Raw genomic sequence first — 15,046 nt, 5'->3', positions numbered from 1 at the left:
GAGTCTAGCCGAGTTCTATTCTCTCGCGCTGACCTGGGCGGCCGCTGGAAGCGTGTTCAGTGCCATTGCGAGCCCGCCATCCTCGACGTCGCCGGTCACCTCGCCCGCGGCATCCTTGACCTCTGCGGGCGCCTGCCCCATGGCGACGGCACGGCCGCCGAGCCCCAGCGCCCACCCGAACATGCCGATGTCGTTGCGTCCGTCGCCGGCCACGAAGACCTGCCCGCGCTCGAAGCCGAGCTCGGTGCGCACGCGCTCGAGCGCCGTGCCCTTGTCGACGCCCTGCGGCGCGATGTCGAGCCACGCCGTCCAGCCGATCGCGTACGAGACCTCGTTGAGTCCTGCGTCCGCGACGAGGCGGTGGAAGTCCTCCTCGTCGTGCCCCGGCGACACGACGACGACACGGGAGACCGGCTCGGCGACCAGCTCTTCGAAGCCGACCTGTCGTCCGCCGTCGAGCGTCCAGTCGTCCAGGTGCTCGGTGTACAGCCTGAGCCCCGAGCCGAGCTCGACCATGTACCGGGCCTCCGGCAGGCGGTCGCGCAGGAGAGCGAGCACGGGAGACGGATCGAACGTCTCGATGTGCCACCGCTCCCACTCGTCGCCCACCCGACGCATGGTCACCGCTCCGTTCGAGCACACCACGAACTGCGGGGTGAGCTCGAGCTGCTCGACCCAGCGACGCGTGGCCATCCAGCTGCGTCCGGTGGCGATCGTCACCTCGTGACCGGCATCCCGCAGCCGCGCGACGGCCTCGGGCACGCCTGGGCTCATCGTCTCGTCCTGCAGGATGATCGTGCCGTCGACGTCGAGCCCGACGAGCCAGGGGGCCGTCACGCGGTCGGCTCCAGAACCTCGAGTCCGCCGAGGTAGGGCCGGAGCACCTCCGGCACGCGCACAGAACCGTCGGCCTGCTGGTGCGTCTCGAGCAGTGCGACGATCCAGCGGGTCGTCGCGAGCGTGCCGTTGAGGGTCGCCACGGGCTGCGTCTTCGCGGTCTGGCCCTCGTGAGCCTCGGGCCGGTGTCGGATGTCGAGGCGGCGCGCCTGATACGTCGTGCAGTTCGAGGTGGAGGTGAGCTCGCGGAAAGCACCCTGCGTCGGCACCCACGCCTCGATGTCGTACTTGCGGGCTGCGCTGGAGCCGAGGTCGCCTGCTGCGACGTCGATCACGCGATAGGCGAGGCCGAGCGCGGTCAGCATCTCCTCCTGCAGCGCGACGAGACGCAGATGCTCAGCTTCTGCATCCTCCGGGTTCGTGTAGACGAACATCTCGAGCTTGTTGAACTGGTGCACCCGGATGATGCCGCGGGTGTCCTTGCCGTGCGAGCCCGCCTCGCGGCGATAGCAGGTCGACCAGCCGGCGTACCGCAGCGCGCCCTTGCCCAGATCGAGGATCTCGTCCTTGTGGTATCCGGCGAGCGCGACCTCGCTGGTGCCCACGAGGTACAGGTCGTCGTCCTTGTCGAGGTGGTAGACCTCGTCTGCGTGCTCGCCGAGGAATCCGGTGCCCTGCATGATCTCCGGCCGCACCAGGGTGGGCGTGATCAGCGGCACGAAGTCGTTCTGCAGCGCCTTGTCGAGCGCGAGGTTCATGAGCGCGATCTCGAGACGAGCCCCGATGCCGCGCAGGAAGTAGAAGCGAGCGCCAGACACCTTCGCACCGCGCTCCATGTCGATCGCGCCGAGGATCTCACCGAGCTCGAGGTGATCACGGGGCTCGAAGTCGAACGCGGGCACCTCACCGACTCGGCGCAGCTCGACGAAATCGGCCTCGCCCCCGGCGGGGACGCCGTCGATGACGACGTTCTCGATGCGTGCGAGAGCAGCGGCCAGGGCCTCGGCAGCCTCGTTCGCCGCCTGCTGCGCCTGCTTGACGCGCTCGGCGAGATCCTTGGCCTGCGCGACGAGCGCCGCCTTCTCGTCTTTCGGCGCCTTCGCGACCTGCTTGCCGAACGCGTTCTGCTCGGCCCTCAGCTCCTCGAACGCGGCGAGCGCCGCGCGGCGCGATCGGTCGGCCTCGAGCGCGATGTCGACGGTGCCCTGGTCGTTGCCACGGGCGGCCTGAGAACGGCGGACGATCTCCGGATTTTCGCGGAGGAGTGCGAGGTCGATCATCCACCAAGTCTATGGTGCGGCCCGGGCGCGTCCGCCGCGAACGGGTGGGTCGACGCCCGGGTTAGAGTAGCGCCATGACCACGAGCGCCACCGGCCGACGCCAGGCAGCGCTCATCTACAACCCGATCAAGGTCGACGAGAAGCATCTGCGGGCCAGAGTCCGAGCCCTCTCGAGCGAGGCCGGGTGGGAGCACCCCGCCTTCTATCCGACCACAATCGAAGACCCCGGCCAGGGTGCGACGGCCCAAGCCCTCGCCCGCGCTGTGGATGTCGTGCTCGTGGCCGGCGGAGACGGCACGGTGCGCGCGGTCTCCGAAGCCATCGCGAACACCGGGGTGCCACTCGCGATCCTGCCGAGCGGCACCGGGAACCTGCTGGCGCGCAACCTGGGACTCCCGCTGGCCGACCCGGACGAGATGATCCGCGCGGCGCTGGGCGGGTTCCGCCACGCGATCGACATCGGCTGGGCGCGCCTGACGCGGGAGAACGGCGAGCACGAGGAGCACGCCTACGTCGTTCTCGCGGGCGTCGGGCTGGATGCCGACATGATCGCCAACACCCGCGCAGACCTGAAGAAGTCGGTGGGATGGATCGCATACGTCGACGGAGCCGCGAGGTCGCTCGTGACCGCCGAGCCGTTCCGCTCCGTGTTCCAGATCGACGACGGCCGCCTGCACTCGACCAAGGTGCACAGCATCCTGTTCGCCAACTGCGGCACTCTGCCGGCGGGCATCTCTCTGATCCCCGACGCGTCGATCACAGACGGCGTCCTCGACGTCGCCGTGATCCAGCCCACCGGCATGTGGGGCTGGCTCGGGGTCTGGCGCAAGATCTGGTGGGACAACTCGGTGCTGCGGCGCTCACGCGCCGGTCGCCGGGTGCTCGAACGTCGGGGCCGGGATGCCTCGGTGCACTACTTCCGCGGAGCCGCCGCCGAAGCGGCCGTGACCTCCCCCACCCCGATCGAACTCGACGGCGATGAGTTCGGGACCGCGGTGCGCATCACCTGCCGCGTCGACCCCGGGGCACTCCTGCTGGCCCTTCCCGCCGACCATCCGGTCGCGTCGTTCTGATCGCCGCGGGTCGGGCCGTCCGATCGCTGGGTCAGCCCCGCACCTCGACCGTGCCGTCGAGGCCGCCGCCGACGAGCGTGAGAGTGAAGGCATCGTCATCGACAGCATCTTCGCCGAACTCCAGGATCGTCGCACGCGGCGCCATGTCCATGGTGCACACCTGGTCGTCGTCGGTCGCGAAAGTCGCCGTGCCCGAGGCGCCCGAGCCCTCGAGATTCTCGACCACGGGGGCGCAGCTCGACGAGCCCCAGGTGAGCAGGACCAGCGAGCCGTCGTCGAACCAGCCGGCGGTCGGTGCGTACTCGGTCGATGAGCCGGGAGTGCCGGTGAACGAGGGGTCACCGTCGAGATCGACGTCGTCGACGACGTCGCCGTAGGTCACCTGCAGGGTGATCTCCTTCGTCGGGTCGACACCTTCCGGCAGCGCACCGACGCTCGCGCGGGACGCCAGGTCGGCCGTGCATGCCTTCTCGCCGTCTCCCTCGGACTCCGGCTCGACGAGTGTCACCGAGACGGTCTGCCCTTCGGCCGTCACCGTGTCGACCTGCGGAACACAGGTGGAGGATCCCCAGGTGACGACCGCGAACATGCGGCCGTCGTCGAGCAGCGTGCCTTCGACGTCATCCGAGTCGTCTGAGCTCTGACCGGGCCCGCTGGAGGGGTTCGAGGTCGCCTGCGATCCGGTGGCCCCGGGACCGATCGTGCACCCTGCGATCAGCAGCACGGCGGCCAGGGACGAGAGTGCGGCGATGACACGCGATGGGGATTCCATGCACACAGGGTACCGGCCGCGGTCTGCCGAGGGCACCCCGTCTTGCCGCCCTACTGCAGCGCCGAGGTGAGGCGCGCGAGGTTGTCGAGGACGGTCGAGCGCAGAGGCTGCTGCATCCACTCTTCGAGGGTCAATTCCCTGCTGAGGGAGCGGTAGACGTCTTCGACGGCGCGCATCTCGGAGACGAACTCCTCGCCCCGCACCAGCATCGACACCTCGAGGTTCAGACCGAACGAACGCATGTCCATGTTGCTCGAGCCGATCACGGCGACCTGGTCGTCGATGGTGAGGCTCTTCGTGTGCAGGATGTAGGGCTTGCGGTACATCCAGATCCGCACCCCGGCCTTGAGCAGCGCCTCGTAGTAGCTGCGCTGCGCGTGATAGACCATCGCCTGGTCCCCCTCTTCGGAGACGAACAGCTCGACCGCGACTCCACGGTCGACAGCGGCGGTGACGGCGAGCAGCAGCGCTTCATCCGGCACGAAGTACGGACTGACGATCATGATCTTCTCTTTGGCCGCGTAGAGCAGCCCGAGGAAGAGACGCAGGTTGTTCTCGACCTCGAACCCGGGCCCCGACGGCACGACCTGGCAGTCGAGATCTCCCGACCCGGTCTCGGCGTGCGAGATGTCGATCTCCTGCAGGACCTCGTCGGTCTCGCTGTACCAGTCGCTGAGGAAGATGGCGTTCACACTCAGCACGACGGGGCCGTCGATGCGGACCATGAGGTCGACCCAGTGCAGACCGCGCTTGATGTTCTTGGGCAGGTTGTAGGTCGAGTCCGTGACGTTCTGCGAGCCGAGGAAGGCTACTTTGCCGTCGACGACGAGGAGCTTGCGGTGGTTGCGCAGGTCGGGCCGCTGCATGCGCCCCTTCAGCGGCTGCACCGGAAGCATCAGATGCCAGTTCGCGCCCATGCGATCGAGCCGCCTGACGGTCTGCCGATACTTCGGCTTCCATCTGTTCGCCCAGTGGTCGAGGAGCACGCGGACGTGCACACCGCGCTCTGCGACCTCTTCCATCGCGCGGAAGAAGTTGTCCGTCGAGGCGTCGGCCTGAAGGATGTAGAACTCGATGTGGACGTAGTCCTCGGCCTTGCGGATCTCGTCGGCCATCGCGTCCAGCGAATCCTGATAGTCCGCGATCAGATGCGCGCCGTTGTCTCCCGAGATCGGCAGCGCTCCGAGCCTGTGGTTCATCTCGACGAGCGGGGGGAACCAGCTCGGCGCATCCGGTCGCAGGGTGCCGAAGTGCAGGTGCTCGCTCGTCTCGGCGATGTACTCGTTGATCTGATCCTGCTTGCGGCGGCGGGCGCGCGGCAGGCGCGGGTTCCCGATGAGCAGGAAGAGGAAGACGCCGATGAACGGGATGAAGAAGACCGCGAGCAGCCACGCCATCGCCGCGGTGGGTCGCCGGTTGCGCGGGATCACGATGATCGCCGTGATGCGGATCGTCAGGTCGAGGGCGATCAGGAACGCCGCGGTCCACCAAGCCCAGATCTCGGGCGTCATCCCTCGTCCTCTCGGCCGGTCGGCACTGCGACGCCGGGCGCGTCAGTGGGCACCGCGGACGGTGCGCTGGCTACACAGTAGCCGATGGTGCCGACGCCGCTCAGGAGCGCGGCGGCAGACCGCGCGCGGCCCGCTCCTCGGCCTCGATCCGTGCGTGCACCTTGCGTTCGGTGCGATCGAACCGCAGGATTCCGCGGAGCACGAAGAAGAACACGACGCTCACCCCGATGGTCGGGATGATCGACCATGCGGCTGCGAGCCAGAAGTTCTCCATAGCTCCATGGTACGCGACCCACTGCTCCTCCACACTCGGGGCCTGAAGCGGATCGTCGCTCGGCGCTGTGGAATCGGACCGCGACGGCAGGCGTGCGATGAGACTCGCCGGATGACAACACTGCTCCGTGCTTCCGGCTCCGCTGAGTTCCTCAGCATCGTTCCCTCCCTCGCAGGCTTCACCCCGACCGAGAGCCTCGTCCTGCTGCCGTTCCGAGGCACACGCACCTACGGTGCGATGAGACTCGACCTCCCCCGCGACGACGTCGAGCTCGAGGACTACGCGGATGCCGCGGTCGGTCTGGTCTCACGAGTCGAGCGGACGGATGCGGTCGCCCTCGTCGTCTACACGGACGAGGCTGCGCAGCAGACGCGCGATGGGCTCGTCCTCCCTTTCGCCGTGGAGGTCGACGAACTCCTCGGGCGCGCGGAGGACGCGGGACTGCGAATCGTGGACGCGCTCTGCGTGACCCCCGGCGGCTGGTCGAGCTATCTCGTCGGCGACCCGCAGCTCCGCGCTCTCGATCGCACGGCCCCTGAGGTGCCCGGCGTCGGCGACGTCTCAGGCGACCAGCGTGCCGGCGCTGTTCTGCCGACGGCGGGGTTCGCCGACAGAGAGAGGGTGGGGCGAGCGCTGCGTGACGTCACCGACCTCCTCGCGCGGGGCGGAGAGGGCGGGCCGACGGGCGCCGAGAACCCTCAGGCGATCGCTGCGCTCGTGCTCCTCGAAGACATCCCGGCATTCTTCGAAGCCGTGCTCGCGTCACCCGATGATCTGCCGCCCTTCGCCACCGCCGCACTCCTCTGGTGCCTCGAGCGGCCGCTGTTCCGAGACGTGGCACTGACGCAGTGGGCGACCGATGTCCGCGGCGGCGAACGCACACTCGAGGCGCAGCTCACCTTCGCCGACTCCGGTTCCACGGCGCCGGACGACCTCGGCGAGGTCTTCCTCGGTCGAGGGCCTACTCCCGATCCGGAGCGGCTCGGGGTCGCCCTCTCACTCGTCCGCACAGCCGCAGCGCTCGCGCCGCGAGACACCAGGCCCGCACCGCTCACCGCTGCGGCATGGCTCTCGTGGGCGCTCGGCCGATCGAGTCACGCCGGGCAGTACCTCGATCTCGTGCGGGCGATCGACCCCGAATACGGCCTCGCCGCGCTGCTCGAGACGATGATCAACGCGGCGATGCTGCCGGAGTGGGCTTTCAGACGCGGCGCGACGCCCGCTACTTGACCAGCGGGAACAGGATGGTCTCGCGAATGCCGAGCCCCGTGATCGCCATCAGCAGGCGATCGATCCCCATGCCCATTCCCCCGGACGGCGGCATGCCGTGCTCGAGTGCCCGCAGGAACTCCTCGTCGACGGGCATCGCCTCGACATCGCCCCGAGCGGCGAGCTTCGCCTGTTCGACGAAGCGCTCGCGCTGGATGACGGGGTCGACGAGCTCGGAGTATCCGGTCGCCAGCTCGAACCCGCGGATGTACAGATCCCACTTCTCCACCACGCCCTCGATCGAGCGGTGCTCGCGCACGAGGGGCGAGGTGTCGACGGGGAAGTCCATCACGAAGGTCGGCCGCACGAGGTCGCCCTTCACGAAGTGCTCCCACAGCTCTTCGACGAGCTTGCCGTGCGTCGCCTGAGCAGGCAGGTCCACACCGTTCGCCTGGGCGAACGCGATCAGATCCTCGACCGAGTCGCGCGGAGTGATCGTGCGACCGGAGGCCGCCGACAGCGACTCGTACATCGAGATGCGATCCCATTCGCCGCCGAGGTCGTACTCGGTGCCGTCGGCCCAGGTCACCGTGGTCGAACCTGCGACGGCGATCGTCGCCTGCTGCACGAGCTCCTGCGTCAGGGCGGCCATCTGGTTGTAGTCGCCGTAGGCCTGATAGGCCTCGAGCATCGCGAACTCCGGGCTGTGCGTCGAGTCGGCGCCCTCGTTGCGGAAGTTGCGGTTGATCTCGTACACCCGCTCGATGCCGCCGACGACCGCGCGCTTGAGATACAGCTCCGGCGCGATGCGCAGATAGAGCTCGGTGTCGAAGGCGTTCGAGTGCGTGACGAACGGACGAGCGGATGCCCCACCATGCTGAACCTGCAGCATGGGCGTCTCGACCTCGAGATAGTCGTGGCTGCCGAACGTCGCCCGAAGGCTCGCGTTGACCGCGGCGCGGGCGCGCACGGTCGTGCGTGCCTGCTCGCGGACGATCAGATCGAGGTAGCGGCTGCGCACACGCCCTTCCTCGCTGAGCTCGGAGTAGGCATTGGGCAGCGGCAGGATCGCCTTCGAGGCGATCGCCCATGCATCGGCCATGATCGACAACTCGCCTCGACGGCTGGAGATCACCTCGCCGTGCACGAACACGTGATCGCCGAGGTCGACGTACTCCTTCCAGTCGGCGAGCGACTCCTCCCCGACGTTCGCGAGCGAGATCATCGCCTGGATCCGCGAGCCGTCGCCGGCCTGCAACGTCGCGAAGCACAGCTTGCCGGTGTTGCGGCTGAAGACCACACGGCCGGCGACGCCGACGACGGCACCCGTCTCGGCACCGGCTTCGAGCTCGCCGTACTCGGCGCGCAGGGCGGGGATCTGGTGGGTCACGGGCACACTGACCGGGAAGGCTCCCCCGCCGGCGTCCGCTCGGTTCGCGACCAGACGCTCGCGCTTGGCCAGGCGCACGGCCTTCTGCTCGTGCACGTCTTCTTCGGTGGCGGCGGTGGTCGTGTCGGGCGCGGCAGACGCGTCAGTCATTCGGGGCTCCTTGAAAAGTCGTGTCCAGTTTACCGAGGTCGCGTCCCTCACCCCGCGGTCGAGTCTGGGTAGCCTCGAAGCATGGCAGCCTCCAGACTCGCCCACGTTCTCGTCACGACCGGTCTCGCCGCCGCTGCGCTGCTCATGTCAGCGGCTCCCGCTGCCGCAACAGCGCCGGCCGCGGCCCCTGTGGCCGGTGCGACGGCGGTCCGCGCCGATGTCGACGACTTCGCGTACGCGTCGTGGGACGCGCGCTACGAGGTGCGACTCGACGACGACGGGCGCGCCCGCATGCACGTCACCGAGACCCTCACGGCGCGCTTCCCCGACATCGACCAGAACAAGGGAATCGTCCGCGGGCTGCCGACCAGTTACGAGAATGCGTGGCTCGACCCGCGTGTGCTGTCCGTGACCGACGAGACCGGCGCCGATGTGCCGTACGAGACCGAGAACGAGGATGGACTGCTGCTGGTCCTCACCGGCGACGACGACTACGTGCGCGGACTCACGACCTACGTCATCGAATACGAGATGCGCGACGTGATCCTCGCCGCCGACTCCGGCGTCGACGAGTTCTACTGGGACCTGCTGCCGCTCGACAGCACTCAGCGCATCGAGGCCTTCCATGCTGAGGTCGCGTTCGACGAGGCGATGACGGATCGGATGACCGGCGATGCACGCTGCTATGCCGGCTTCGAGGGATCGACAGACGAATGCGATCTGGTCGCCTCCTCCGACGGCTCGCAGCTCAGTGTCGAGGCGAACGAGCTGTCGCCCGGCGAGAGCATCACGATCGCTGTCGGCTTCGAGTCGGGCACGGCGGCGCAGCCCTCGGCTCGGCAGCCCAATCCCGTGACCGACACCGTGCCCGCGATCGTCGCGCTCGGCGGGCTCGGGCTCTCGGTCGCCAGCTGGGTCGCCGTCGCGGCCTTCAAGAGGAAGCGGCGCGCGGCCAGCGGCATCATCGTCGCGCAATACGACGTGCCGGACTCGCTGCCGCCGCTGCTCGCCGCCGCGATCGTGCCCGGAGCCAAGGACCCCATCCCCGCCGAGATCATCCACCTCGCTGTGCGCGGCACGCTCCGCATCGAAGAGGGGACGGACGCCGAACAGCCGCGGCTGCGGCGCCTTCCGGGTGGCCGGATCCCCGACCAGCTCGATGTCGAGGCGCTGGACGCGCTGTTCGCCGGCGCGGACGCCGACGGTGTCGCCGAGCTCCCCCACGCGAGCGAGGAGTTCGCCGCTCGCATGAAGACCCTGGCGCAGCACGGCATCGAGGCAGCGGTCTCGCGCGGCCTCACCACGAAGGCCCGCAGCAGGGCGGCGATGATCCTGCAGTGGTGTGCGATCGCCATCGTGCTGGTCGGCTTCGCCCTGGGCATGTCGGGAATCATCGCGGGAAGGGTCACGGCGATTCCCGCGTTCGTGGCGATCGCCTTCGGCGCGCTCCTCGTCTTCCTGTCGTCCCTCTACAGCTTCTCGAAGCACACGGTGCTCTCGGCCGAAGGGGCTCGGCAGTACGAGTACCTCATGGGTGTGCGGGAGTTCATCCGCGTCGCCGAAGCCGATCGGCTGCAGATGCTCCAGTCGTACTCCGGCGCCGAGCGGCGTCAGGACGGCAGCGCGAACGTGATCGTCGTCTACGAGCGCCTGCTCCCCTACGCGATGCTGTTCGGCATGGAGAACGAATGGGGAGCCCTGCTCGAACACGTGTATGCCTTCGAGCAGCGCGGGGCGACGTGGATCGGCGACCCCAGCACACCGTTCGTCCACGGCCAGCTCATCGCGTTCGCCGCCTCTTCGCAGGCTTCCGCCACGTACTCGGCGCCGAGCGCCAGCAGCTCGTCGAGCGCAGGCGGATCATTCGGCGGCGGCTTCTCGGGCGGCGGCGGGGGCGGCGGCTTCTCGGGCGGCCGCTGACCTCAGAGGAGCGGCTGCGGCCCGGATGCGTCTCGGAGCGCCCGCTCGACGGTCGACTGCACGAGGGCAGAGAGATAGCCGCCCGGATTCTCGATGCCGAGTTCGCCGAGGCGGGAGGTGGACTGCGCGATGATCGAGCGCGAGAACTCGGTGACCGTCTGGATCGCGTCGGCATAGGCCCCGCGATCCGCCTCCGATATCACCACCGGCTCGCACCCCATCTCGACGGCCAGGGCCTGCGCGATCGGCAGCACCGCCGCAGGAGCGGTGACCGCCGCATAGCTCGCCTGCAGCTGACGCAGATCGACCGAGGTGCCTGTGAAGGCGATCGCCGGATGCACAGCGAGCGGGATGGCTCCGCTCGCGGCCGCTGGTCGCAGCACCTCGATGCCGTGACCGGGGTCGGTGTGCAGCACGAGCTGACCGATCTGCCACCCGCCGACCTCGGCGATGCCCGTGATCAGGGCGGGCAGCTGATCGTGTGGCACGGCCACCACGACGAGCTCGCTGCGACGCACGACCTCCAGCGCGTCCAGGATCGGCACGTCCGGCAGCACCGCTGAGGCCCGGTCGTCGTCCGAACCGCTCGTGATCCCCGTGATCGCGTGTCCCGCTCCGGCGAGAGCCGCACCGATGACGGGCCCCACGCGCCCGGCCCCGATGATGCCGACTCCGAGGCGCCCGTCACGGCGCAGCGGATCACTCACCGTTCGGAGCCGGCGGCGCAGGGGGTGCCGGAGAGACGGGCGGCGCAGGAGGCGGCGAGACCGGCGGCGCGGGCGGTGCCGGCGCCACGGCCGGCCGAGCAAGAGGTGCCTGCGGAGCCGCAGGAGGTGCCGGAGGCCCAGGAGGTGCCGGAGGCCCAGTCGGGGAACCGACCGGAGCAGCGGGCGGCCTGGGAGGCGGAGGAACGGGAGCCGCGAGAACAGGAGCCGCGGTGTCCGCCCCAGTGCCCGGGTACCCGGGAACCTGCGCGCCCTCGGCATCCGTCACGTACTCGCCCCAGCGGTGGGTGTGATCGCGCGCTGCGGCGGCGACCGCTGCCGAGCTCACGCCATCGAGGAGATACAGGGCGTCGTCGCGCTCGAGACCCGACAGATACCCCGTGATGAGGCCCTGCACGGAGTGCACCTGCGCACCTGAGACACGCTGCGCACGGTCGATGGGTCCCTGAGAGAGCGACACGCCCTGCAGTCGTGCGAGCGGGAAGATGGCCAGCTTGCGCCAGACGACTCCGCGCCTGAGCAGCAGTCCGAACTCGGTCAGCGCGAAGCCGTGCCGCTTCCACGACACAGGTCGGCGCCACCATGCGCGCCGCGGCATCGTCCGATAGGGATCGCCCTCGACCGGACCGAGGATGCCGTGCTCCCAGACGAGCGGGATGTCGGCGACCGGAGCATCCGGGAGGATGAGGGCGAGCACCCGTTCGACATCGGCGCGCTTGCCGACAGGCAGCACGACGTTGAACTGCTGTGCAGAACCCGATGACTGCTGCGCGGCGCTCTTGCCGCTCATGCGATTGATCCTGATGGTCCACCAGCCGAACGGACGCCACAGCAGCGACTGCGTGACCTCCACGGCGAAGATGCGCCCCGGGGGCAGCGTCTCGGTCACGGTCGTCAGCAGACCGTAGGTGATGCGCACGCCGTCGGGTGTCGGGGCGATCGAATATCGCAGCGACTTCGAGATCTGTGCCCAGGTGATACCGGCGATCGCGATGATCATCGGGATTCCGATGCCCAGCGTGATGCCGAGACCGAGGAACCCGCCGATCGGATCGCCGTCGATCAGGGAGCCGATCGCGACGCCGCCGACCGCCACGCCGAAGATGATCCCGAAGAAGACGAACCAGATCACGCTCGAGATCAGCTGCGATCCGACGAGGCGACCGGTCGGAATCTTGACCACGCTCTCGGGCTCGACATCGGCGAGGTCGACGCCGCTGATCAGATCGTTGACCCCGGCGTTCACCGACCCGACGAGGTGTGCTCGCGCCGAACCGGGCACACTGGCGGCGGAACCCGCGGCATCCGAGGCCCTCACTCCGGCTGCGGCATCCGCGGCTGTCAGTCTCGCCGCACGCGCACCCGACGCGAGACGCAGGATGTCGGTGCGCACCGCCTCTGCGCGCGGCGTCGCGAGGTACTCGAGCTCGACGTTGGAATCGTTGCCCGCGCCGACGACCTCGAGCTTCGCCAGTCCGATGATGCGCGCGGGGAACGGGCGAGTGAGGTTGACGCCCTGAACCCGATCGAGCGGAGCGCGCCGGTGCGAGCGGAAGACGATGCCCTTGCGCACCTCGACATGATCGCCGGTGATCCGGAACTGCTGGAACCGCCACACGAACCAGAAGACGAGCACGAGCACGGCGACGAGCGCCAGCACGCTGAGCAGCACCACGATGAGCAGGTTGTTCTCGAAGACCCAGTCGACGGGATCGCCGCCCGAGTAGTCGTCGTAAAGCACCTCATCGGGAGTGAAGAACTCGACGAACCAGGCGATGAGCCGATCACGCAGGTTGGCGATCGCGATACCCGCGATGATGATGAGCGCAAGCCCGCCCTTGAAGAGCGGGGTGAGCGGGTGCATCCGGTGCCACTCGCCGTCGGCGAGTGTCGCGTCCCGCGCCGGGGATTCGGCCGGCGCCGGGGGCGATGGGAAGGACTGATCGCTCACAGGCCCGTCCGGCGGGTCTCGGCGACGGCGATCAGGGTGTCGCGCAGCGCCTCGGCGGCAGCCTGTGCGAGCCCGGGGATCTGCACGCCTGTCGTCGCGGCGGCGGTGACCATCTTGAGCTGCGAGACGCCGAAGGCCCGGTCGAGGGGCCCCTGCGTGATGTCGACGAGCTGCATGCGGCCGTACGGCACCGCGATCATGCGCTGCCAGAGGATGCCCTTGCGGAAGACGATGTCGTCGTCGCGGAGCATGTACCCGATCGCCTTGGCCTGCCGAGGGAGGATCACCAGCGTGATCAGGGTGATGAGCACGATGACGCCTGCCGGGATCCACACCCAGGTCTGGTCGAGCACCAGCGCCAGCACGAGAGCGGCAGCCAGCACGAACCCGACGAAGATCAGATTCTGAAGGACCTGCGAGACCACGTAGCGCGGCGAGATCTGATGCCAGGTTCCGTCGAGCTCCAGCCTCGCCTCGTTGCGCACGGTGCGCAGCTGCGAGTAGGTGCCCTGGTCGAGGGCAGCGAGATCGGTGACCTCCGTCGAACTAAGCGGTGCCGGGGTCCCCGGCTCGATCTCTGGGTTCTGAGTCATCAGGATCCTTCGGCAGGGTGCAGAACTGTTCGGCGATGAGCGCGACGACCGCGAGCACGATCGCGCTTCCGATCAGTGCCACCATCGCCACAGTCGACCCTACCGGGGGATCGATCGGCCTGGAGAGAAGGAACGCCAGCAGCCCCGCGCCGAACCCGGCCATGATCGCCCCGACCAGGCTCGACGCGCGGGCGAGCGTCACCGCACGGGTCGCGCGGAACGGATCGATGCGGATGCCGTTGCGAACGCTCGCACGCACCGGCCAGGCGACCCCCAGCGAGGCCCCGGCGATGAGCAGCAGCAAGACGGGCAGGAGCAGCGACGGTGTGAAGGTCGTGCGGCCCATCGCCGTCAGCATGTGGTCGAGGACGAAGCCTCCGGCCGCGGCGAGCACGGCGAGGACCGCGAGGAGTCCGAGGGAGGTGCGCTTCATGAGCGCTCCCGGCGACGCAGCCCGGCGACGAGATCGGCGACGCGGCCTCTGCCCGGCAGCACGGCGTCACTGTCGAGCTCGAGCCACGGTTCGAGCACGAACAGCCGCTCGAAGGCACGAGGGTGTGGCAGCTGCAGACCATCGCCGTCGGCCGACTCGTCGCCGTATGCGATCAGGTCAAGGTCGAGGGTTCGATCGCCCCAGCGCTCATGGCGCTCACGTCCGTGCTCGTCCTCGATCGCGTGCAACATGCCGAGCAGGATCGACGGGGCGAGGCGCGTGGTGACCAGCGCGACCGCGTTCACGTATCCGGGGGCCTCCGGATCAGGCCCATCGAGCCGCAGCGCCACCGTCTCGAACAGAGACGACAGGCGCACGTCTCTGACCAGCGGCAGCCGCGAGATGCGGTCGGCTGCGGCGCGGATCGTGTCTTCGCGATCGCCGAGGTTCGCGCCGAAGGCGACGACGGCCACGGCCTCCGCCCGCCCGGGTCGGGGGCCAGGCAGGCTCGGCGGGTTGGCCAGGTTGCGACTCATCGCGATGCCTCCTCGGCGGATCGCTGCCGCGACCGGTGCACCGTGACGGCGACATCGGAGAACGTGAGCGGGATCGGGGCGTGCGGTTTGTGCACGGTGACGGTGACCGAGCGCACCCGGGGGTCGGTGAGCGCGACGTCGGCGATGCGCTCCGCGAGCGTCTCGATGAGGTTCACCGGCTCGCCCGCGACGACCTCGGCGACCTTCTCTGCGAGCTCTCCGTAGTGCACGGTGTCGGCCACATCGTCCGATGCCGCCGCGTCGTTCAGCGGCATCCTGAGGCGGAGGTCGATAGTGAACTCCTGGCCGTTCTCGCGCTCGTGGTCGTAGACGCCGTGCCGACCGAACACGGTGAGTCCTGTCAGGACGATCTCGTCGAGGACATCCATGGT

The 15,046-nt window shown here is 68.9% G+C and carries 15 protein-coding genes; 3 read left to right on the top strand and 12 right to left on the bottom strand.

The window, feature by feature from the left end:
* Positions 1–15: 15 nt before the first annotated feature.
* Positions 16–837: an HAD family hydrolase gene (locus tag ASF87_RS09070; RefSeq protein WP_056375573.1), complete on the bottom strand. Its 822-nt coding sequence runs from the start codon at positions 835–837 to the stop codon at positions 16–18.
* A complete protein-coding gene (gene serS, locus ASF87_RS09065) occupies positions 834–2,117 on the bottom strand; it encodes a serine--tRNA ligase (RefSeq protein WP_056375572.1) in 1,284 nt (427 codons plus the stop codon). Before serS ends, ASF87_RS09070 begins: the two co-directional genes overlap by 4 nt.
* Positions 2,118–2,191: 74 nt before the next feature.
* Between serS and ASF87_RS09060 the strand changes: the two genes are divergently transcribed.
* Complete coding sequence (locus ASF87_RS09060; RefSeq protein WP_056375571.1) at positions 2,192–3,190, top strand: diacylglycerol/lipid kinase family protein; 999 nt, start codon at positions 2,192–2,194, stop codon at positions 3,188–3,190.
* Positions 3,191–3,221: 31 nt separating this feature from the next.
* On the opposite strand, the gene ASF87_RS09055 is transcribed toward ASF87_RS09060, so the two are convergent.
* The 3 genes from ASF87_RS09055 to ASF87_RS17835 form a co-directional block, all read right to left on the bottom strand.
* Positions 3,222–3,962 carry a hypothetical protein gene (locus ASF87_RS09055; protein WP_056375570.1) on the bottom strand — a complete coding sequence of 247 codons (741 nt, stop codon included), beginning with the start codon at positions 3,960–3,962 and terminating at the stop codon, positions 3,222–3,224.
* Between the two features lie 50 nt (positions 3,963–4,012).
* Complete coding sequence (gene cls, locus ASF87_RS09050; RefSeq protein ID WP_056375569.1) at positions 4,013–5,473, bottom strand: cardiolipin synthase; 1,461 nt, start codon at positions 5,471–5,473, stop codon at positions 4,013–4,015.
* Positions 5,474–5,573: 100 nt separating this feature from the next.
* A complete protein-coding gene (locus ASF87_RS17835) occupies positions 5,574–5,747 on the bottom strand; it encodes a hypothetical protein (RefSeq protein WP_164481682.1) in 174 nt (57 codons plus the stop codon).
* Between the two features lie 111 nt (positions 5,748–5,858).
* Here ASF87_RS17835 and ASF87_RS09045 point away from each other — a divergent pair, with 111 nt between their 5' ends.
* Positions 5,859–6,977, top strand: a complete 1,119-nt coding sequence (locus ASF87_RS09045) for a DUF4192 family protein (RefSeq protein ID WP_056375568.1) — start codon at positions 5,859–5,861, stop codon at positions 6,975–6,977.
* Here the strand turns inward: ASF87_RS09045 and lysS are convergent.
* Positions 6,970–8,496: a lysine--tRNA ligase gene (gene lysS / locus ASF87_RS09040; protein WP_056375567.1), complete on the bottom strand. Its 1,527-nt coding sequence runs from the start codon at positions 8,494–8,496 to the stop codon at positions 6,970–6,972. The genes ASF87_RS09045 and lysS overlap by 8 nt on opposite strands.
* Before the next feature lie 81 nt (positions 8,497–8,577).
* On the opposite strand from lysS, the gene ASF87_RS09035 reads away from it, so the two are divergent.
* Positions 8,578–10,416, top strand: a complete 1,839-nt coding sequence (locus tag ASF87_RS09035; RefSeq protein ID WP_056375566.1) for a DUF2207 domain-containing protein — start codon at positions 8,578–8,580, stop codon at positions 10,414–10,416.
* A gap of 2 nt (positions 10,417–10,418) precedes the next feature.
* Here the strand turns inward: ASF87_RS09035 and ASF87_RS09030 are convergent, their stop codons facing one another.
* The 6 genes from ASF87_RS09030 to folB are packed head-to-tail and all read right to left on the bottom strand — an operon-like array spanning position 10,419 to position 15,043.
* Positions 10,419–11,123, bottom strand: coding sequence for a DUF2520 domain-containing protein (locus ASF87_RS09030; RefSeq protein WP_235558910.1), 705 nt, complete (start codon positions 11,121–11,123; stop codon positions 10,419–10,421).
* On the bottom strand, positions 11,116–13,092 hold the full coding sequence (locus tag ASF87_RS09025) for a PH domain-containing protein (RefSeq protein ID WP_157550038.1): 1,977 nt from the start codon (positions 13,090–13,092) through the stop codon (positions 11,116–11,118). The genes ASF87_RS09030 and ASF87_RS09025 overlap by 8 nt, the downstream gene beginning before the upstream one ends.
* Positions 13,089–13,685: a PH domain-containing protein gene (locus ASF87_RS09020; protein ID WP_056375565.1), complete on the bottom strand. Its 597-nt coding sequence runs from the start codon at positions 13,683–13,685 to the stop codon at positions 13,089–13,091. The genes ASF87_RS09025 and ASF87_RS09020 overlap by 4 nt, the downstream gene beginning before the upstream one ends.
* Positions 13,639–14,118: a DUF3180 domain-containing protein gene (locus ASF87_RS09015; RefSeq protein WP_056375564.1), complete on the bottom strand. Its 480-nt coding sequence runs from the start codon at positions 14,116–14,118 to the stop codon at positions 13,639–13,641. The genes ASF87_RS09020 and ASF87_RS09015 overlap by 47 nt, the downstream gene beginning before the upstream one ends.
* A complete protein-coding gene (gene folK, locus ASF87_RS09010; RefSeq protein WP_056375563.1) occupies positions 14,115–14,654 on the bottom strand; it encodes a 2-amino-4-hydroxy-6-hydroxymethyldihydropteridine diphosphokinase in 540 nt (179 codons plus the stop codon). Before folK ends, ASF87_RS09015 begins: the two co-directional genes overlap by 4 nt.
* A complete protein-coding gene (gene folB, locus ASF87_RS09005; RefSeq protein WP_056375562.1) occupies positions 14,651–15,043 on the bottom strand; it encodes a dihydroneopterin aldolase in 393 nt (130 codons plus the stop codon). The genes folK and folB overlap by 4 nt, the downstream gene beginning before the upstream one ends.
* Between the last annotated feature and the right edge of the window lie 3 nt (positions 15,044–15,046).

Origin of the sequence: Microbacterium sp. Leaf161 (assembly GCF_001423645.1) — a bacterium.
Classification (GTDB): domain Bacteria; phylum Actinomycetota; class Actinomycetes; order Actinomycetales; family Microbacteriaceae; genus Microbacterium; species Microbacterium forte.
This window is presented reverse-complemented; position numbering and strand designations above follow the sequence as displayed.

Excerpts from the sequence above, each read along its gene's own strand:
- serS (WP_056375572.1), bottom strand. The coding sequence starts at position 2,117 with ATGATCGACCTCGCACTCCTCCGCGAAAATCCGGAGATCGTCCGCCGT.
- ASF87_RS09060 (WP_056375571.1), top strand. The coding sequence starts at position 2,192 with ATGACCACGAGCGCCACCGGCCGACGCCAGGCAGCGCTCATCTACAAC.
- ASF87_RS09055 (WP_056375570.1), bottom strand. The coding sequence starts at position 3,962 with ATGGAATCCCCATCGCGTGTCATCGCCGCACTCTCGTCCCTGGCCGCC.
- cls (WP_056375569.1), bottom strand. The coding sequence starts at position 5,473 with ATGACGCCCGAGATCTGGGCTTGGTGGACCGCGGCGTTCCTGATCGCC.
- ASF87_RS17835 (WP_164481682.1), bottom strand. The coding sequence starts at position 5,747 with ATGGAGAACTTCTGGCTCGCAGCCGCATGGTCGATCATCCCGACCATC.
- ASF87_RS09045 (WP_056375568.1), top strand. The coding sequence starts at position 5,859 with ATGACAACACTGCTCCGTGCTTCCGGCTCCGCTGAGTTCCTCAGCATC.
- lysS (WP_056375567.1), bottom strand. The coding sequence starts at position 8,496 with ATGACTGACGCGTCTGCCGCGCCCGACACGACCACCGCCGCCACCGAA.
- ASF87_RS09035 (WP_056375566.1), top strand. The coding sequence starts at position 8,578 with ATGGCAGCCTCCAGACTCGCCCACGTTCTCGTCACGACCGGTCTCGCC.
- ASF87_RS09020 (WP_056375565.1), bottom strand. The coding sequence starts at position 13,685 with ATGACTCAGAACCCAGAGATCGAGCCGGGGACCCCGGCACCGCTTAGT.
- ASF87_RS09015 (WP_056375564.1), bottom strand. The coding sequence starts at position 14,118 with ATGAAGCGCACCTCCCTCGGACTCCTCGCGGTCCTCGCCGTGCTCGCC.
- folK (WP_056375563.1), bottom strand. The coding sequence starts at position 14,654 with ATGAGTCGCAACCTGGCCAACCCGCCGAGCCTGCCTGGCCCCCGACCC.
- folB (WP_056375562.1), bottom strand. The coding sequence starts at position 15,043 with ATGGATGTCCTCGACGAGATCGTCCTGACAGGACTCACCGTGTTCGGT.